Annotated in this window: 17 protein-coding genes; 6 read left to right on the forward strand and 11 right to left on the reverse strand. The window is 66.5% G+C overall.

What is annotated here, in order from left to right:
• Positions 1–27 precede the first annotated feature (27 nt).
• The 7 genes from ABIC76_RS04205 to ABIC76_RS04235 form a co-directional block, all read right to left on the reverse strand.
• Positions 28–1,173, reverse strand: coding sequence for a collagen-like triple helix repeat-containing protein (locus ABIC76_RS04205; RefSeq protein WP_354533079.1), 1,146 nt, complete (start codon positions 1,171–1,173; stop codon positions 28–30).
• 302 nt (positions 1,174–1,475) lie between these two features.
• On the reverse strand, positions 1,476–3,047 hold the full coding sequence (locus ABIC76_RS04210; RefSeq protein WP_354533080.1) for a SulP family inorganic anion transporter: 1,572 nt from the start codon (positions 3,045–3,047) through the stop codon (positions 1,476–1,478).
• Positions 3,048–3,173: 126 nt separating this feature from the next.
• Positions 3,174–3,818 (reverse strand): carbonic anhydrase, encoded by a 645-nt coding sequence (locus tag ABIC76_RS04215; protein ID WP_102065763.1) that lies wholly within the window; start codon positions 3,816–3,818, stop codon positions 3,174–3,176.
• Positions 3,819–4,202: 384 nt separating this feature from the next.
• Positions 4,203–6,239: a transglutaminase TgpA family protein gene (locus tag ABIC76_RS04220; RefSeq protein WP_354533081.1), complete on the reverse strand. Its 2,037-nt coding sequence runs from the start codon at positions 6,237–6,239 to the stop codon at positions 4,203–4,205.
• Positions 6,236–7,312: a DUF58 domain-containing protein gene (locus tag ABIC76_RS04225; RefSeq protein ID WP_354533082.1), complete on the reverse strand. Its 1,077-nt coding sequence runs from the start codon at positions 7,310–7,312 to the stop codon at positions 6,236–6,238. Before ABIC76_RS04225 ends, ABIC76_RS04220 begins: the two co-directional genes overlap by 4 nt.
• 12 nt (positions 7,313–7,324) lie before the next feature.
• A complete protein-coding gene (locus ABIC76_RS04230; RefSeq protein ID WP_354533083.1) occupies positions 7,325–8,287 on the reverse strand; it encodes an AAA family ATPase in 963 nt (320 codons plus the stop codon).
• 93 nt (positions 8,288–8,380) lie between these two features.
• Positions 8,381–9,058 carry a TetR/AcrR family transcriptional regulator gene (locus tag ABIC76_RS04235; RefSeq protein WP_354533084.1) on the reverse strand — a complete coding sequence of 226 codons (678 nt, stop codon included), beginning with the start codon at positions 9,056–9,058 and terminating at the stop codon, positions 8,381–8,383.
• Between the two features lie 185 nt (positions 9,059–9,243).
• Between ABIC76_RS04235 and ABIC76_RS04240 the strand changes: the two genes are divergently transcribed.
• Positions 9,244–10,542, forward strand: coding sequence for an MFS transporter (locus ABIC76_RS04240; RefSeq protein WP_027679547.1), 1,299 nt, complete (start codon positions 9,244–9,246; stop codon positions 10,540–10,542).
• Between the two features lie 4 nt (positions 10,543–10,546).
• On the opposite strand, the gene modA is transcribed toward ABIC76_RS04240, so the two are convergent.
• The 4 genes from modA to ABIC76_RS04260 all read right to left on the reverse strand — a co-directional run bounded on the left by modA (position 10,547) and on the right by ABIC76_RS04260 (position 13,608).
• Complete coding sequence (gene modA, locus ABIC76_RS04245) at positions 10,547–11,320, reverse strand: molybdate ABC transporter substrate-binding protein (RefSeq protein ID WP_102065758.1); 774 nt, start codon at positions 11,318–11,320, stop codon at positions 10,547–10,549.
• A 104-nt stretch (positions 11,321–11,424) separates the two neighbouring features.
• On the reverse strand, positions 11,425–12,303 hold the full coding sequence (locus ABIC76_RS04250) for a LysR family transcriptional regulator (protein ID WP_354533085.1): 879 nt from the start codon (positions 12,301–12,303) through the stop codon (positions 11,425–11,427).
• Positions 12,304–12,353: 50 nt separating this feature from the next.
• The gene (locus ABIC76_RS04255; protein ID WP_009240267.1) at positions 12,354–12,788 is read right to left on the reverse strand and encodes a VOC family protein; all 435 of its coding nucleotides are present in this window, start codon (positions 12,786–12,788) and stop codon (positions 12,354–12,356) included.
• Positions 12,789–13,029: 241 nt separating this feature from the next.
• Positions 13,030–13,608 (reverse strand): GNAT family N-acetyltransferase, encoded by a 579-nt coding sequence (locus ABIC76_RS04260; protein ID WP_102065756.1) that lies wholly within the window; start codon positions 13,606–13,608, stop codon positions 13,030–13,032.
• 134 nt (positions 13,609–13,742) lie between these two features.
• On the opposite strand from ABIC76_RS04260, the gene ABIC76_RS04265 reads away from it, so the two are divergent.
• The 5 genes from ABIC76_RS04265 to ABIC76_RS04285 all read left to right on the forward strand — a co-directional run bounded on the left by ABIC76_RS04265 (position 13,743) and on the right by ABIC76_RS04285 (position 17,291).
• Positions 13,743–14,285: a winged helix-turn-helix transcriptional regulator gene (locus ABIC76_RS04265; RefSeq protein ID WP_102065755.1), complete on the forward strand. Its 543-nt coding sequence runs from the start codon at positions 13,743–13,745 to the stop codon at positions 14,283–14,285.
• A gap of 170 nt (positions 14,286–14,455) precedes the next feature.
• A complete protein-coding gene (locus ABIC76_RS04270; protein ID WP_102065754.1) occupies positions 14,456–15,292 on the forward strand; it encodes a GntR family transcriptional regulator in 837 nt (278 codons plus the stop codon).
• A gap of 100 nt (positions 15,293–15,392) precedes the next feature.
• Positions 15,393–16,607, forward strand: coding sequence for an MFS transporter (locus tag ABIC76_RS04275; RefSeq protein WP_102065753.1), 1,215 nt, complete (start codon positions 15,393–15,395; stop codon positions 16,605–16,607).
• 79 nt (positions 16,608–16,686) lie between these two features.
• Positions 16,687–16,986 (forward strand): type II toxin-antitoxin system RelE/ParE family toxin, encoded by a 300-nt coding sequence (locus ABIC76_RS04280; RefSeq protein ID WP_027679555.1) that lies wholly within the window; start codon positions 16,687–16,689, stop codon positions 16,984–16,986.
• A 2-nt stretch (positions 16,987–16,988) separates the two neighbouring features.
• Complete coding sequence (locus tag ABIC76_RS04285; RefSeq protein ID WP_037026632.1) at positions 16,989–17,291, forward strand: addiction module antidote protein; 303 nt, start codon at positions 16,989–16,991, stop codon at positions 17,289–17,291.
• Positions 17,292–17,373 lie beyond the last annotated feature (82 nt).

Here is a 17,373-nt window from a genome sequence, read left to right on the forward strand (position 1 = left end):
CAGGCCGGCCCGCCGTGTTGCCTGCGCTCAGTGGTGCAACGCGCCGCCCACCGTGGTCAGTGCGCCACCTACCGCACCCGTGACAGGCGCAAGCGGCGTCGCAGCGCCAGTGGACGTGAGCGACGTGCCGACGGTGGTGACAAGCGAGCCGACCGGCGCAGTCGCACCGGCCGTCGTGCCCCCGCCGGCTGCACCGCCCAGGGCGCCCGTCACGCTCCCCAGCGGATTGCTGCCACCGCCCACGCTTCCCACGCCGCCGAGCGCGCCGGTAATCGGTGCCAGCGGGTTGGCCGACGTTGCACCGCCCGGCGTGGAGGTCACGCCGCCCAACGCGGCCACCGTGTTGCCCGTGGCCGTGACCACACCGCCCAAACCGGAGACGACCGGCGCGTTGGTCGCCGTCAATGACGTACCGACATTCGCCACGCCGCCGCCCACCGTCTGCAGCAGATTGGTTGCCGGAGCGCCCAGGCCCGTCGCGTTACCCAGCGTCTGCGTGGCGGTCGTCACCTGCGAGGTGAGCGGCACCACGGTCGAACTGAGCTGCTGCGTGACCTGTTCCACCGGCCCGGTCGACAAGGCCGTGCCGAGCGTGCCGCCCGCGCCGGCCACCGCCTGCCCCACCTGCGAAACCGCTCCGCCCACCGGTGACGTGACCGGCGACAGCGGCTGCAGCGGTCCGGTGCCGAGACTGCTGACGAGGCCACCCGTGGCATCGACGGTGTTGCCCACTTGCGTCACTACGTTGCCGGTGCTCGATACCGTGGTGCCGATCGGGTTCGGATTGCTACCGATGCTGCCCAGGCCCGACTGGACGCCGGTGCCTAGAGCCGACACCGTATTGCCTACGTTGTCGACCACGTTGCCCAGCCCCGATGCCCCGGGCAGATTGCTCCCGCCGATGGTCGAACCGAGCCCGCTGACGGCACTGCCCGTAGCCGTCAGCACACCGCCGCCCTTGTTGGCCACGTCGCCGGTGGGCGTGGTGGACGCGGTGGGCGTCGTGCCGCCCGAGCCGTTGGATCCGGAGCCACCGCCGCCGTTGTTGGCCGAACTGCCGCCGCTGCCGGTCGTGCCGCTCATGTCGCCCGAGCCCGAGCTGGCGCAGCCGCCCAGCACAAGCAGGCCGGCCAAGGCCGCCGAAACCAGGGTCCCTCGTTGCAATGTCTTCATGTCTGCCTCCCGTTTCAAATATGCGCTTGATAATGCGCGGCCTTGCCCTACTCGGTGTTTATCGGTGTGCCTGCCGATTAACTGGATAGCACGTTCAAATTAAGTCTATTAACGGAAGCAGTGTCAATTGCAAACATTGTCAAACGCCAAAATCCCGCATGATGACGCGAATCTGCGTCAAGAGATTGCCGCAGCAGGAAGCGCCACACAGGCGCAAACGTTCGCGCGTTGAAAAATTTTCCGATTATGTTTTGAAGCCTTGCTCCAAATTACCCAAAATGAGTTAAATCCATGGGCTGGCGTTATCTTGCGGCCGTTCTTAAAAATGGCAGACGCGGCATTGAAAGACCGGGGGTGCGCTGCGGCACGGTCGCATCAAAGTGATGGCGTTCGATGACGATGCCGCGAGCGGGCGCTGCCTCGATGAAGTGCTCGACCATCTCGCGCACGTCAGGGTCGATGTAATCCGCGCGGGCGGCGTCGACGATGAGCGTGGCGTGATCGGGCACCTGCGCCAGATAGCGCTTGAGCGGCACCTTGCCCATGAACGACACATCCTTGCGGAAGGTCAGCAGGAAGTGGTCGTGATGGCGCGCCATGACAATCGTGCGGCGCAGGTTGGCGCGAATCGCCAGCGCGATGCTCAGCGCAATGCCGATCACGATGCCGAACAGCAAGTCCGTCAGCAGCACGCCGACGATGGTGGCGATGAACGGCGCAAAGCGGTCCCAGCCCTGCCGCGCCACCGCCACGAAGAGCGACGGCTTGGCCAGCTTGTAGCCGGTGAAGATGAGGATGGTGGCCAGGCACGCCAGCGGAATCAGGTTGACAATGGCGGTCAGCGCAAACACGCTCGCCAGCAGCAGCGCGCCATGCACGACGGCCGACCAGCGGCTCTGCGCGCCCGCGTGCACGTTGGCGGAACTGCGCACGATGACGGAGGTGATAGGCAGCCCGCCCAGCAGGCCCGCCACCAGGTTGCCCACGCCTTGCGCCTTCAGCTCGCGGTCCGGCGATGCAGCCCGCTTCTTCGGGTCGATCTGCTCAACGGCCTCCAGGCATAGCAGCGTCTCGAGGCTGGCCACGATGGCCAATGCCACGGCCACACGCCAGACATCCGGATTGCCCAGCGCCCCGAGCGTTGGCGACTCCAGCGCATCGAGGAACGCCCCGAACGACGCGAGCGACGGCAGATCGACGCGATGTTCGGCCGGCACGGCGATGCCGGGCGCCACGCCTTCCAGGAGCAATGTCACGCCAATGCCAAGTGCCACCACGACGAGCGGTGAAGGCAGCGCGCGGACCACTGTGAAACGCCGCAGCATCGGGGTGTCCCACCCGATGAGCACGGCTGCCGACAGCAGCGCCACCAACAGTGCCGCCACGGACATCGGGCCTACCGGCGTGGCGATCATGCCCGCACCCGTCGCGCTGGCCGCGCCGTCGGCCCCTGCCAGCCCGAGCGCGAGCGGCACCTGCTTGATGATCAGCAGCAGCCCGATCGCCGCCAGCATGCCCTTGATGACCGACGACGGCACATACGCCGCAAAGCGCCCGGCGCGCAGCATGCCGAACACAAACTGCAGCGCGCCCGCCAGCGCCACGGCGACCAGAAACGCCGAGAAGCCGCCCAGCTTGGCAATGCCATCCACGACGATCACGACGAGGCCGGCCGCCGGGCCGCTCACGCTCAGTTGCGAGCCACTGAGCAGCGCCACCACCAGGCCGCCGATCATGCCGGAAAGCAGCCCCGCGAGCGGGTCGACGCCCGACGCATTGGCAATGCCCAGGCACAGCGGCAGGGCAACAAAGAACACGATGAGCCCGGCGAGCAGGTCGCGCGGGAAGAAAGCCGGTGAAGTTGGTGTCTGCATGGTCATTGGAGTTGTATGCACTGCGCACGCGCGAACGCCTGCCTGCGGGCGGGGGCACCGCCGGCATGCGTGAGGAGAGAAAACGTCGGGAAACGGCGGCGGCCGGAAGGGCTACCGCCGATTGGGTTAAGCGATGGCCTCGGCCGGCATCAGAATGTCGCCGCGGGTGGCGTGTTCTGCGTCGGGGTCGCCCGAAGCCAGTACGCGGATATGCCCGTCGGCCAGGCCGAAGATCCATCCGTGCACGCGCGGCGGTCGCTCGGCCTCGCGGACGATGGGGCTCTCGCGCAGACAGCGCACCTGTTCGAGCACGTTGAGTTCGGCCAGGCGATTGACGCGCGCGTCCAGATCGGGCACGGCATCGAGTTCTGCACGGTGGTGCCCCGCCAGCGCGCACAGCGGCGCAATGCGGCGCGCCACGTGCGGCAGTCCGTCGGGCGGCGGCAGCAGCGATGCACGGACGCCGCCGCAGCCGTCATGCCCGCATACGATCACGTGCGCGACCTTTAGCACGCGCACCGCATATTCCAGCACGCTCATCGTGTTGTCGTCCGCCGGGCAAACGAGATTGGCGATATTGCGATGAACGAATAAATCGCCCGGATTGGAATGGGTAATGGTTTCAGCGGGCACGCGGCTATCTGCGCAGCCGATCCATAACACTTGCGGTTGCTGGCCTTGGGCCAAACGCGAAAAGAATTCCGGGTCGCGTGCAGCGGTTTCATGCGCCCACGCGACATTCTCGACAAGCATGCGTTTCGGTCGATGCATTGGTATGGCTCCTGCGGAATCTGCGAAGCCGCTGCAAGCCGGAAACCCAGTTGGGATTGGCGTTTTCGGCAACGTTGCAGTGCAGCGGAAACGTTACGAAAACCATCGTATGAGAAAGGTTCCCGCAGTGCCAGTGCGGGCATCCGCGTTAAACCGGATCGAATATGCACCGATAATGCGCATGCCCTGCGTAATTGTGTCGCACCGATTATCTTCAATCGGGAAAGTGCGTGCAGTTATTGCATGGGCCGAGTTATCTATCCGAAATATTTAAACCTCGGATCGGAAAATATTCCATCACAGGTGAATGACCGACGCGCTCGATAAACCGCCGGGGCGCCCGCTTTTGGGGCACGTTCTTTAAGCCGATTAACAGCTTGGCGTTCAGCTCAGCCGAACTTGCGCAACGGCTTCGCGCCATTGCGTGAACCGCCGGGCACGCGCCTGTGCGTCGCCGTCGTCGCGGCCGTAACGCAAGGCGACATAGCCGGCGGCGGCATTGCGCAATGCCTGCGCCGCTTGTGGAAACTGCGCGGCAGCGCGCTCGGCGTAGGCCATCGGCCCCTCCGCCGGCCCACGCGTGCACCCATGCCGCGCGAGCCGATCACACAGGCGCTGCCACTGGGCTTGCACCGGGTCCGGCTTGGGCTTGCGCTGCTGCCACAGAAGCGGCAGCGCAGCGAGCAGGAACAGACCCGACACGCCCCACAGCACCGCGCGGGGGTCCGCTGCGTCCAGCCCCAGCCACGCGAACAGGCGTGCCTGGCGGTTGCGGTCGTAGCCGAGCACCCAGCTGTTCCAGCCACTGACAAGGCCATCCAGCCCCCAACGCACGCTGCGCAGCCAGCTGGGTTCTTCGGCACGGCGCGAACGGAATTCACTGGCAGGCACCGCGGCGGCCAGGCCGCGTTCAACGCGTTGCGGCGCGACGGCTGCAGTCGGGTCTACACGCACCCAGCCGCGTCCGTCGAGCCATACCTCGGCCCAGGCATGCGCATCGGACTGGCGCACGATGATGTCGCCGCTGACGGCATTCACCTCGCCGCCGAGGTAGCCCACCACCACACGCGCCGGCACGCCCGCCGCGCGCATCAGGAAGACGAAGCTGCCCGCGTAGTGTTCGCAGAAGCCGCGGTGCGTGCGGAAGAGGAAATCGTCGATCTGCTGATCCCGCAGCGGCTCGGGTTCAAGCGTGTAGGCAAACGGTGCGCGGCCGAACAGCTTGAGCGCAGCCGATACGCGCTCAGGCGGCGGCAGCGCTGCCCATTGCGCCGCCAGTGCGCGCGCCTGAGGGTTGCCCGCCGGCAATGCCAGCGCCATCTGCTGCGTCAGCGGATCGAGCGTGGCCGCGTCGTCCGCGCGATTGCGCCCAGGCAACCGCGAGCGCGCGTGATAGCGCACGCGCTGGTCGAGCGGTTGCGTGCTGATGAACTCGCCGTCGACGCTGCGGCCGGTGCCGTCGCGTGCCTCGATCGACTGGCCGCGATCGAGCGCAAACAGCCAGCGCTGGCGCGTCGGTTCTAGCGTGATGTTGTAGTCGAACACACCGGGCGCACCGCCGATTGCGTCCGCAGAATTGGGTACGCTTTCCGGCGCGGGACGTTGCCGCATCGATGCAGCCGTCCACGTCTGGCCATCGAAACGCCACAGCACCATGCCGCGCCAGTAGAGCGTGTCGACCGGTGGCGGCGCGCCGACAAAATCGACGCGGAAGGCCAGATCGTCCGAGAGGATCAACTGGCCGACGGAGCCGGGCGCCATGCGGTCGGACAGGCCGCTGACGGCGGTGTCAGCGGTTTGCGGCAGGCGCCATAGCGGATGATCCAGACGCGGAAACAACAGGAACAACACCGCCGCGCACGGCAAACCCATGAGCACCAGGCGCGCCAGCACACGCGCCGGCGACACCCGCGCACGCGCCTGCGGGTGCAGCAGCAACAGCCAGTTGCGCAGCAGCAGCGCCACGGTCCCCAGCATGGTCGCGGCCAGCCAGGGCGGCTGGTCAAACAGCACCTGCGAGAGCAACAGGAAACAGCACAGCTGCGTAACCAACACACCGTTGCGCACCGTGTGCGATTCCATCAGCTTGAGCACGAGAAACGCGCCCAGCAGCGCCACCGACAAGTCCCGCCCGATGTTTCCGCCGGTACGCATGGCGAGTGCCAGCGTCACGACAAGCGTGGCCACGCCCGTCAGCCCCAACACCCACTTGCCGGGCAACGGCGCACGCCGCACCCACAACAGCGCGCGCCAGAGCAGCAGCACGCCAAACACGGCACACGTGACAAGCGGCAGCGCACGCAGCAGCGGCGCGAGCACGACGGCAAGCTGCGCAATCAGCCAGCCGTGTTCGCGATGAGTCAGCGCGCGGGCGGAGCCGAAGGCGGCTGCTTCGGTACCGATGGTGCCGATCGTCGTCATGCGGCTTCGCCTTCCGGCATCGCAGGCTTGCCCCACAACGCCAACGCACGCAGACACGCATCCCGATGCGCGACACCGCGCGCCGGGCCAATGACAACGCCTGGCAGGCTCAGCGTGTATTCGGGCTCATCGCCGGCGCGCGCGTGCTCGGCGGCCAGCACCCAGGCGCACAGCCGCGACAGGCGTTGTTCCACGTTCATCGACGGCGGCAGCGCTTCCCACGCGAGCACGCATTGCGCGTGACGCACTTGCTGGCCGGTGCGGCTCATCCAGGTGTCCAGCCGTGCGCTGTGTTTCCAGGCAATGCTGCGCAGCGCGTCGCCGGGGCGATAGGTGCGCAGCTGGTCTGCAGCTTCTTCGACATGGGTGCGCGCGGCGCGCGTGTCGTCTTCGTCGCCAGGGTCGGGCGCAAAGCTCGCGGGCAGCGGCGGCGCTGACGGTTCCGGCGCGGGATAGACGAGCACGGTCAGCGGCGCATCGGCATAGCTCCACGCGCGAAACAGGCCGAGCGGAAAACGCGTCGACACCGTCAGGCGCGGCAGCTTGAACCAGCCGCGCGGCTGATCGGCGAAAGACAGCGCGGCCACGATGGCGTCCTGCGCGTCGAGCGAGGTTTCCACGGCAGCGGCTTGCGCGGCGCTCACATCCAACCCCACGCGTGCCCACGGGGTGACGTTGGCCAACGCCACACCCACATTCAACGCATGCCCGGCAAACACGGCTTCGCCCGCCGCGCCGCGCACTTCCAGATCGACGAGGTTGCGATGCGTCTGCCACATGGCGGACGCCGCCACACCGGCCAGCACGAACGTCAGCAGAAAACCCAGGCTCACGTTGTAGTTGAGCGAAGTCAGCAGCATCACGACCAGCAGCAGCGCAAAGCCGCCGCCGGCCGCGGTGGGGAGGATGTAGACGTGATTGCGGTCCAGGCGGATGCGGCCTTCGCGTGGGGTACGCGGCCGCTGCAGAAAGCGTTGCACGCGCGCCCCCACAAAGCGCACGCCGGGAAGCACCGCCAGCCCAGCGCCGAGCAGACGCAACGGCGCGAGCAGCAGAGAACGCAATCGCGCCATGGCGCCGCCTACTTAGGGAATGGCGACCGTATCGAGCAGCCGCTGCGCCAGCGCGGTCGCCGACAGCGTGCCGCCCGTCGGCAGCAGGCGATGCGACGCCACGGCCTTGAACACGGCTTGCACGTCTTCGGGCAACACGGCATCGCGGCCGTCGATGAGCGCCCAGGCGCGCGCCGCAGCCAGCAACGCCAACCCCGCACGCGGCGACAGGCCCATCTGCACCTGCGCATCGGTGCGGGTGGCGTTCACGAGCGCGAGCACGTAGTCGACCAGCGCCGGCGCCACGTGGACGGCATCGGCGGCCGTCTGCAGCGCAACGACTTGCGCAGCGGTCAGCACGGCTTCGATGTCCTGCGGCGCACCGCCGCCCAGATACAGCGCGCGCTCCGAGCTTTGGTCGGGATAGCCCAGCGACAGCCGCATCGTAAAGCGGTCCAGCTGCGACTCGGGCAGCGGATGCGTGCCGATCTGGTTCAGCGGGTTCTGCGTGGCGATCACGAAGAACGGCTCGGGCAGCGGATACGTCGCCCCATCATGCGTGACCTGCCCTTCGGCCATCGCTTCGAGCAGCGCGCTTTGCGCCTTGGGCGTGGCGCGGTTGATTTCATCCGCCAGCACGACCTGCGCGAACAGCGGCCCCGGGTGGAATTCGAAGGCACCCTTTTCCTTCACGTAGATCGACACGCCGATCAGGTCGGTCGGCAGCAAGTCGCTCGTGAACTGCACGCGCTGATATTGCAGGCCGAGCGTGCGGGCCAGCGCATGCGCGAGCGTGGTCTTGCCTACGCCCGGCAGGTCTTCCAGCAGCAGATGGCCGCGTGCCAGCAGACACGCCAGCGCCAAACGGATCTGCAGCGGCTTGCCCAGCACGATGCGATCGAGCGCGCGCTGCGCCTGCGACAACGCGGCGGGCAAGGTCAGCGGCGTGGCGGGCGCCGTACGAACGGGAGAAAGCGGGACTTGGTTGGGCGTCATCGAGGTGCAGCCGAGGCAACAATGCCAGCGAGTGTAGCGGCATCGCACGACACCCGCGCGCCCATGTCTTGTCTGCGTGAGCGCGCTACAACATCAGTCCGGTTTGCGCGCGGGGATAGCCGCATCGAGCAACACGCGTGCCGTGCGCGGCAGACTCCTGATGAGGCGCGGTGCATCGGCGCCAAAGGTCTGGCTGGCCGTATAGCCGCCTTCGATCAGGAAAGCGAGATCGTCGGCCAGCGCATCGGGGTCGGTCGCGCCGGCGGCCTGGGCGCGGTCCCGCAGGCGGGCGAGCAGCAGCGCCTTGTTGCGCTGGACAAACTGCCGCGCCGGATGCGTCATGTCCGGAAACTCCGCCGCCACATTCACAAACGGGCAGCCCCGGTAGCCGGGGCGTGAGGCGCGTTCGGATACGTCGATGAAGAACTGCAGCAGTTGCGCGCGCGCATCGTCGGGATGCTTGGCCACGCTGGCGTTGAAGTAACCCCAGAAGCTCTCGTCGCTGCGCTCCAGGTACGCGATGACGAGATCGTCCTTCGACTTGAACTGCCGGTACAGGCTCATCTTGTTGACGCCGGCCTTCTCCACCACGGCTTCTACGCCAACAGCCCGCACGCCTTCGTAGTAAAACAGTTGACGGGCCGCCTCGAGCAGGCTGGCGTGCGCGTCCTCACCGCTGATGCGGCGCGGTGTCGGCTTGGGTTGATCAACGGTGTCAGCGGTGGAGACGGTGGAAAGTGCGCGGGGTCCGCGACGGGCAGCGGTGGCCATGGTGATACTCCTGCAGGCGCGGCCGGAGGCAAACCCCCAGCCACGCCGGTGTCATTCGAATGCTGCTTGACATGTTACCGAGCGGTACCTACTATCGCAACCACGTTGTTACCGACCGGTAACGAATGCGATATTGTTGCCCCCACAAGAATCGAATCGAACGAATCGAACGAATCGGACACCTCATGCAGCGACTTGCCCGCCTCATCGCCCCACGTTTCCACTACAGCTGGCTTGCGCTCGCGGTGGTGTTCCTGATCCTGCTGTGCGCCGCCGGCACGCGCGCCACGCCCAGCGTGATGATGCTGCCGCTCGAGCACGAATTCGGCTGGAGCCGCAGCACGATCTCGCTGGCCATCTCGATCGGTATTGCGCTGTATGGGCTGACCGGGCCGTTCGCGGCGGCATCGATGCAGTATTTCGGCATCCGCCCGACGGTGCTCGGCGCGCTGGCGGTGCTGGTGGCGGGCACGGCACTGTCGGCGATGATGCATGAGCCGTGGCAGATGGTGCTCCTGTGGGGCGTGATGGTGGGCGGCGGCACGGGCGTGGCGGCCATCACCCTGGGCGCGACGGTGGTCAACCGCTGGTTCACGTCGCATCGCGGCCTGGCCATGGGCATCCTGACGGCCAGCTCGGCCACGGGGCAGCTCGTGTTCCTGCCGATGATGGCGGCGGTGGTCGAGCATTACGGCTGGCGCCCGGTGGTGCTGATCGTGGCCAGCGTACTCGCGCTGCTGCTGCCGGTCGTATGGCTGCTGCTGCCGGAATCGCCCAAGAGCGTGGGCCTGCGCACGTATGGCGAACCCGCCGATGCGCCGGAAGCCGATCACGGCCCGCGCGCGAACCCGATCACCCTGGCCATGCAGACACTGGTGCAGGCAGCCCGCAAGCGCGATTTCTGGCTGCTGTTTGCGAGCTTCTTCATCTGCGGCGCGAGCACCAACGGCTACATCGGCACGCACTTCATCGCCATGTGCGCAGACCACGGGTTCTCTGAAGTGAAGGGCGCAAGCCTGCTTGCTGCAATGGGGATCTTCGATCTGGTCGGCACCACGCTGTCGGGCTGGCTGTCCGACCGCTACAACAGCCGTGTGCTGCTGTTCTGGTACTACGGCCTGCGCGGGCTGTCGCTGATCTACCTGCCGTATGCGTTCGGCTTCGAGTTCTTCGGCCTGCCGGTGTTCGCCGTCTTCTACGGCCTGGATTGGATTGCCACCGTGCCGCCCACCGTGCGCCTGACCAACGACGTGTTCGGCAAGGCCGCCGCGCCCATCGTGTTTGGATGGATCGTCGCGGGGCACCAATTGGGCGCGGCATTCGCCACGCTGGGTGCGGGCATGATGCGCGCCTCGCTGGGCAACTACACGCTTGCCTCGATGATCTCGGGTGGGCTGTGCGTGGCCGGCGCCTTCCTGGTGCTGCGCATTCACCGCACGCCCAAGAAGGACGCCGAGCGCGCTGGCCAACCCGCCACGGCGTGAGTGATTACGGCTTCAGGAAACCGTATTTACCCAGCACCGCCTGGCCCGCCGGCGACAGCACGTAGGCCACAAAGTCAGCCGCCTGCTGCGGCTGCTTCGTGCCGGACGTCACGGCGATCGGGTAGGTGAGCGGCACGTTCAGCGGCACGGGGCTCGCCACCTTCACCTTGTCGGCGGCGATGGCGGCATCGGTGGAGAACACCAGGCCGGCCTCGACCTCGCCGCGCGACACATAATCCAGCGCCTGGCGCACGTTCTGCGCCAGCACCGCCTTGGCCTCCACCGGCTCCCACAGCTTGGCCGCTTCCAGCGCACGCTTGGCATAGCGGCCCACCGGCACCGACGCCGGATTGCCGATCGCCACGCGCTTCACATCTGGCCTCGTCAGATCGCCCAGCGCATGTACGGGCACCGTACCGGCGGCCGGCACGATCAGCACCAGCTGGTTGGCGACAAAGTCGTGGCGCGTCTCCGTCTTGATGACTTTCTCCGCTGCGGCCTTGTTCATCGCTTCCTGGTCGGCGGAGGCAAACACGTCAGCCGGGGCGCCCTTCACGATCTGCTGCATCAGCACATCCGACGCGCCGAAGTTGAGCACGACCTTGGTGTCCGGATGCAGCGCTTCGTACTGCTGGGCGATGGTTTTGAATGCGTTGGTCAGGCTGGCGGCAGCGGAGACAACGAGGTCCGCCGCCCGTGCTGGCGCTGCAAAACCCAGCGACAACGCAGCGACCAAGCCAATGGCGCGCACGTGCGCACGAACCGAGAAACGTTGCATGAAAGACCCGGAAGTGGATGAATGACCGGGCGTAATATACGAGTCGATATAACGCTTGGTCAACGCGCAACGTGAATGCCGGATATCACGCACTGACCATGGCTTCAGGTGCGTTCGGCGCGTGCGGCTTCGTCAATGCAGTCGGCAAGCCGCCCCGCAATGGGCTGGCGGCTATGGCGGGGGCGCTCGATCAGACCGATCTCGCGGTAGAACGTGGCGTCACCGAGGCTGACGGCGCGCGTGCCGGGTGGCCAGGCGGCTTGTGCGGTGGTCTGCGGGGCCAATGCCACGCCCTGCCCGCGCGCCACGAGTTGCGTCATGCCTTGCAGCTCGTCGAGTTCGATTACGTCGTGCGGGGTGATGCGCTGGTCGCGCAGGAACTGGTCGACGCGGCGGCCGCCGAACGAGCGGCGGTCATAGCGGATGAACGGTTGATGGGCGAGCAGCGCGCGCCAGTCGTCACCGGGCACGGCGGCAGGCACGAGCAGCACGAAGGGCTCGGCCACCAGCGTGCGCCATTCCAGATCGGCCGGTACCGCAAACGGCGGACGGATCAGCACCGCGAGGTCGATCTCGCCGGCATCCACCAAGCCGAGCAGATCCAGCGAGACACCCGGCACGATGCGCGCACGGCAGTGCGGGAATTCGCTGCGAAACTGCACCAGCGCATCCACCAGGAACGACGTCTGCACTGAGGCAATCGCGCCGATGCGCACCAGGCCGCGCTGCTCGTTGCCGCCGGCCTGGTCGCCCAGACGGTCATACAGCGTGACGATGTGTTCGGCCAAGGCCAACGTATCGCGCCCGGCGGCATTGAGCGTGGCCGAGCGGCCCGTGCGATCGAAGAGTTGAAAGCCGAGCGATGCTTCCAGCCGCTGGATCTGCGCGCTCACCGCCGACTGCGTGAGGCCGATGCGCTCGCCCGCGCCCGCAAACGTGCCATGCCGGGCGACGGCAATGAAAGTCTTGAGTTCTCGAAGCATGGGGCGCGCGGGTCCGTGAAGAAGCGCAAGGATACGCGCGCCGCGCCGCCTTACTTGGCAAACAGCGATGCCATGTTGGCAAACGCCTTGATCTCCATGGCGTTGCCCGACGGATCAAGGAAGAACATCGTGGCCTGCTCGCCCACTTCGCCCTTGAAGCGGATATGCGGCTCGATGATGAACTCGATGCCGGCGGCGCGCAGCTTGTCGGCAGCGGCTTCCCACTCGGGCATGGAGAGCACCACGCCGAAGTGGCGCACGGGCACGTTGTCGCCGTCGACGGCGCTGGTCTTGCGGTGGCCGATTTCATCGGGCGCGAGATGGGCGACGATCTGGTGGCCGTAGAAATTGAAATCCACCCAATCCGGCGAGCTGCGGCCTTCAGGGCAGCCGAGGATGCCGCCGTAAAAGGCGCGGGCCGCGGCGATGTCGTGCACGGGAAAGGCGAGGTGGAACGGGGCAAGCACAGGCGTGACGTTGCTCATGTGGGGGCGCGGGCTGGGATGAGTTGGAAGCAGGCAGCACCGGCACGCAGCGGGGGGGCCGCTTACGCACCGGGCCACGCGAATGAGTCTATGCGCATCCACTCATGCACAAAAGCGATGTTTTTTTGCGCTGAGCAACATTAAATTTGATGAATCCGGCAAAAAAGAAGCCGCCCAACGGCGGCGAAAGAGACACACGGTAAGCGCACCTGCATCGCGTGCAGGCGCGCGAAGACGGATATCAGGCGAAGGCGAACGGCGTCACGGCCATTTCGGCCTGGGCGAGCGGCAGGCGCACGGTGCAGACCGTGGCGTCGCCCGGCACATTGGCCACGCGGAAACCCGCGTCGCGCGCCAGGCTGATCATGCGGCGGTTGATGGACAACACCTCGCCGAAGACCTCTCGCGCGCCGGACACCCGCGCTGCGCGGATCAGCGTGGCAAACAGGCGTCGCCCGACGCCCTTGCCCTGCCACGCGTCGGCCACCAGGATGGCGAACTCGGCCACGCCGTCTTCCACGACGAAGCGGCCGTCGGCGATCAGGTCTTCGCCGGTGCCGTCGGGGCGCGCAACGCTCACGACCAGGGCCATGTGGTTCACGTAATCGATCTGGGTATAGGCGGCGAGCATCTCGTCGGTCAGCCGGCCGCCGCCCACGAGGAAGCGCGCATAGCGCGACTCGGACGACAGTCCCTCGACCAGGGCGGCCTCAAGCGGGGCGTCTTGCGGCAGAATCGGGCGCACGGTGGCGATGGAGCCGTCGTGCATGGTCCAGCGGTCGATCCATTCGGCGGGGTAACGGTGGATGGTGTAAAGCATGGGGATCTCCTCACGCGATGGATCGTTGTTATCGGCCGCCAGCACGGGATCGCCGTCTGACTTTCTAATTTGAAGCTAGATTAGCAGAAACCCTGACTTTTGCAAGTAAAGTCAGAATTGACTATGCTTTTGTCATGAGAATTCCGGAACCCTTCCCCGTCCCAGCTGCATCCGAGGTCGTGACATCGATGGAAGAGCCCTGCTCGATTGCGGCGGCCGTATCGATCGTCGGCGAGAAATGGACGCTGCTCGTGCTGCGCGAGGCGTTTTCGGGCGTGACGCGGTTTGATGAGTTTTTGCGCCGCACGGGGTGCTCGTCGGCGATCCTGTCGTCGCGGCTCAAGGCGCTGGTGGCGTACGGCATCCTGCGGCGCGTGCCGTACCAGGAGCCGGGCGACCGCGTGCGCGACGCCTATCGGCTGACACGGGCGGGCGTCGACCTGCTGCCCGCCATCGTTGCGCTCATGCAATGGGGCGACCGCTACCTCACGCCCGATGGCGAAGGCCCCATGTTGTTGCGCGACCGGGAAAGCGGCACGCCGATCCACGTCGCGCTGGTCAATGCGCTGGGCGAGCCGGTTGCGCCCAAGAACTCGATGCGCGAGCGCAATCCGCGTTATGGCCAGGGGCAAAAGCCCGCCGCCACGGCCACGGATACGCCGCCGGCCAACGGGTAACACACAACTTTACAGGCCCGGCAAAACCCCCTATCGTCGCGGATGAATGGGCAAACGGCCGCGTACGACCCGGCTTTCCGACGCATCCGCGCCTATGTGCCATCGCCTGATGGCCGCCCCTCCCGACTTCGCCCTCGACCACGCTGCTCACGCCCGGAACCACGACTGCCATGCCTGATGCCGTGGTACCGCTCTACCACCAGATCTACGTCGTCCTGCGCCAACAGATTCTTGAGGGCCGGTTCAGCGACGGCCCGATGCCGGGCGAGATCGAGCTGGCTCGCCAATTCGGCGCCTCGCGGGTCACGATGCGGCGCGTGTTCGACTACCTCGTCAAGGAAGGTCTGGTGCGCCGCCATCGCGGCATGGGCACGTTTGTCGTCAAACCCGATGACCCGGTGACGATGGGCGGCGGCGCCCAGACGCTGCTGCAGAACATCATCGACGTGGGCGAGCGCACCTCCGCCGTCGTCGTCGAATTTGAAGACGTGCTGGCCCCGCCCGAGGAGGCCAAATGCCTGGAAATCCCGCCCGGCACGCCAATCAAGAAACTCGTGCGTGTGCGCCACCTGGAAGACACGCCCATGGCACTCATCACCACATGGCTGCCGCTGGACGTGACGAGCAAGCTCACGCTCGACCGCCTGGCGAACCAGTCGCTGCTGCGGCTGATCGAGGGCTCGGGCGTGCGGATCGATCGTGCATCGCAGGTGGTGTCTGCACGGTTGGCCGATGTGGCGACCGCGCAGTATCTGGATGTGTCGGTGGGGGCGCCGCTGCTGTCCGTCCAGCGCATCGTGCGTGAGATGAGCGGGCGCCCCGTGCAGCTGCTGCAGGGTCTCTACCGGCCCGACCGTTACGAATACCGCATGGAGCTGTCGCGCGTGGGCGAAGATCGCGCCCGCCTGTGGATCGACAACGCCGGCCACGATGTACAGGGCGGTCACAGCGAAGACGTGGAAGAGGCGCCCACCTCGGCCGCATCCCCGGCCGGCCAGCGCGCCTGACACCACCCACAGCAAGGTTATTGGCCCTCAGCAGGCGCAGAGGAAAGTTGTTAGCATCGCCGCTTCGCTGCGATGCAGCAATCTCCTCCATGAGGTTCCCATGTCGACCTCGCCTGCGTCTCAAACGCCCGCCACTGCCACCGCCGCACCTGACACCAAAGGGCTGATCCGCCTGCTGACCGCCGGTGCAGGCATCAGCGTGGCGTGCATCTACCTGAACCACCCGCTCCTGGGCCTGATCGGCCGCGACCTCGCCATCGCACCGCACGCATTGGGCGTGCTGCCCACGCTGACGGCGGCGGGCTATGCCAGCGGCATCTTTTTCTTCGGCCCGCTGGGCGACCGCTACGACCGCCGCATCGTCATCCTCTGGAAGGCGGTGCTGCTCACGTTGGCGCTCGTCGCCAGTTGCCTCGCGCCGAATCTGCCACTGCTGGCGGCGGCCGGCTTTGCAGTGGGGCTCTCCGCCACCATCGCGCAGGACTTCGTGCCCAGCGCTGCCGCCATCAGCACCGACCACAATCGCAATCGCAACATCGGCACGGTCATGACGGGGCTGTTGATCGGCATCGTCAGCTCGCGCGTGTTCAGCGGCATCGTGGCGGACCACTTCGGCTGGCGCGCGGCCTTTGGCATATCCGCAGTGGCGATCGTCGGGCTGGCGATTGCCGTGCGCGCCGCGCACTTTGGTGTGGCGCCTCCCGCCAGCATGCGGCAGCCGTACCTTGTGCTGCTGCGCTCGCTCGGCACGCTGTTCGCCCAGCACCCGCGGCTGCGCGCGTCGGCCATCACGCAGGCGTTCATCGGCATTGCGTTCTCGGGCTTCTGGTCAACCGTGGCGTTGCATCTGACGGGTACGCTCGGGCTGTCGACGGGGCAAGCCGGGCTGCTTGGCTTTGCCGGTGCCGCAGGCGCGCTGGGTGCGAGCATTGCCGGGCGATTGTCGGGCCGCGTTGCGCCGGGCCACATCGTTGCAGGCGGCGCGTTGCTCATGGCGGTGACGTTTGCGGCGATGGCGTTGTTCCCGCAATCGCTCATCGCCATCGTGATCGGCACGCTTGTCTTTGACGTGGGCGTGCAGGCGGCGCTGGTCTCGCACCAGACGATCATCTATGCATTGGCACCCGAAGCCCGCAGCCGCATCAACGCGGTGTTCATGACGGCGCTGTTTATCGGCATGTCGTTAGGCGCGTATGGCGCGAGCCTAGCGTGGACGAACGGCCGCTGGACCGGCCTGATGGCGTTCTGCACGGCGGCGGCGCTGGTGGCGCTCGGGTTGCGCGTGATGTTCAACGCGCGGCAGGGGGCGCGGTAACAAATCCGCTCGGCATTGCGGCTGTGACCATTTGTGAACTATAGTTTACAGATCGAAGTGCGATCCTTAGCATCCCCGCATGCTGACGATCCGCACTACCAACGCTTTCGACACCTGGTTTTCGAAGCTGCGTGACAAGACTGCGCAGCGCCGTATCCAGGTACGCATCGACCGCTTACAGCTGGGTCATCCGGGTGATGTGAAGCCTGTCCGAGCGGGTGTCAGTGAGCTACGCATCAATCACGGCCCCGGCTACCGGGTGTATTTCGCCCAGCGTGGCGCAGTGCTGATCATCCTGTTATGTGGCGGTGACAAGTCGACACAGGAAGCCGACATCCGACGCGCGATTGAGTTGTCGCGCCATCTCGACGTGGAGTGACCATGCCTACCGACAAACCCGTCAAAACTCGCCCGTGGGACTCCGCTGAGCATCTCAAGACCGAAGCCGACATGGCCGCCTATCTGGACGCGTGCCTGGAGGAAGCGGCCGACGACCCCGCATTCATCACGCATGCGTTGGGCGTAGTGGCCCGAGCGCGCGGCATGACGCAACTCGCTCGTGACACCGGCATGACGCGCGAAGGGCTGTACAAGGCCTTGTCCGAAGAAGGCAACCCGAGCTTTGCCACGGTGCTCAAAGTCATGCGTGCGTTGGGTATCCGCTTGCATGCGGTCGCGGTGTAAAAGGCTGGGGCGTACCCGTTTCTGCGTGACCGCTACACGCCTGCCGCACGCCTGACGCAACACACCATCTCACCCATCGGGG

The sequence above is a fragment of the Ralstonia sp. 1138 genome, assembly GCF_040544795.1.
Lineage (GTDB): Bacteria > Pseudomonadota > Gammaproteobacteria > Burkholderiales > Burkholderiaceae > Ralstonia > Ralstonia flatus.

Coding starts and splice junctions, on each gene's coding strand:
- ABIC76_RS04230 (WP_354533083.1), bottom strand. CDS start 8,287: ATGACGCCCAACCAAGTCCCGCTTTCTCCCGTTCGTACGGCGCCCGCC.
- ABIC76_RS04240 (WP_027679547.1), top strand. CDS start 9,244: ATGCAGCGACTTGCCCGCCTCATCGCCCCACGTTTCCACTACAGCTGG.
- modA (WP_102065758.1), bottom strand. CDS start 11,320: ATGCAACGTTTCTCGGTTCGTGCGCACGTGCGCGCCATTGGCTTGGTC.
- ABIC76_RS04225 (WP_354533082.1), bottom strand. CDS start 7,312: ATGGCGCGATTGCGTTCTCTGCTGCTCGCGCCGTTGCGTCTGCTCGGC.
- ABIC76_RS04265 (WP_102065755.1), top strand. CDS start 13,743: ATGAGAATTCCGGAACCCTTCCCCGTCCCAGCTGCATCCGAGGTCGTG.
- ABIC76_RS04205 (WP_354533079.1), bottom strand. CDS start 1,173: ATGAAGACATTGCAACGAGGGACCCTGGTTTCGGCGGCCTTGGCCGGC.
- ABIC76_RS04260 (WP_102065756.1), bottom strand. CDS start 13,608: ATGCTTTACACCATCCACCGTTACCCCGCCGAATGGATCGACCGCTGG.
- ABIC76_RS04220 (WP_354533081.1), bottom strand. CDS start 6,239: ATGACGACGATCGGCACCATCGGTACCGAAGCAGCCGCCTTCGGCTCC.
- ABIC76_RS04285 (WP_037026632.1), top strand. CDS start 16,989: ATGCCTACCGACAAACCCGTCAAAACTCGCCCGTGGGACTCCGCTGAG.
- ABIC76_RS04275 (WP_102065753.1), top strand. CDS start 15,393: ATGTCGACCTCGCCTGCGTCTCAAACGCCCGCCACTGCCACCGCCGCA.
- ABIC76_RS04250 (WP_354533085.1), bottom strand. CDS start 12,303: ATGCTTCGAGAACTCAAGACTTTCATTGCCGTCGCCCGGCATGGCACG.
- ABIC76_RS04210 (WP_354533080.1), bottom strand. CDS start 3,047: ATGCAGACACCAACTTCACCGGCTTTCTTCCCGCGCGACCTGCTCGCC.
- ABIC76_RS04235 (WP_354533084.1), bottom strand. CDS start 9,058: ATGGCCACCGCTGCCCGTCGCGGACCCCGCGCACTTTCCACCGTCTCC.
- ABIC76_RS04270 (WP_102065754.1), top strand. CDS start 14,456: ATGCCTGATGCCGTGGTACCGCTCTACCACCAGATCTACGTCGTCCTG.
- ABIC76_RS04255 (WP_009240267.1), bottom strand. CDS start 12,788: ATGAGCAACGTCACGCCTGTGCTTGCCCCGTTCCACCTCGCCTTTCCC.
- ABIC76_RS04215 (WP_102065763.1), bottom strand. CDS start 3,818: ATGCATCGACCGAAACGCATGCTTGTCGAGAATGTCGCGTGGGCGCAT.
- ABIC76_RS04280 (WP_027679555.1), top strand. CDS start 16,687: ATGCTGACGATCCGCACTACCAACGCTTTCGACACCTGGTTTTCGAAG.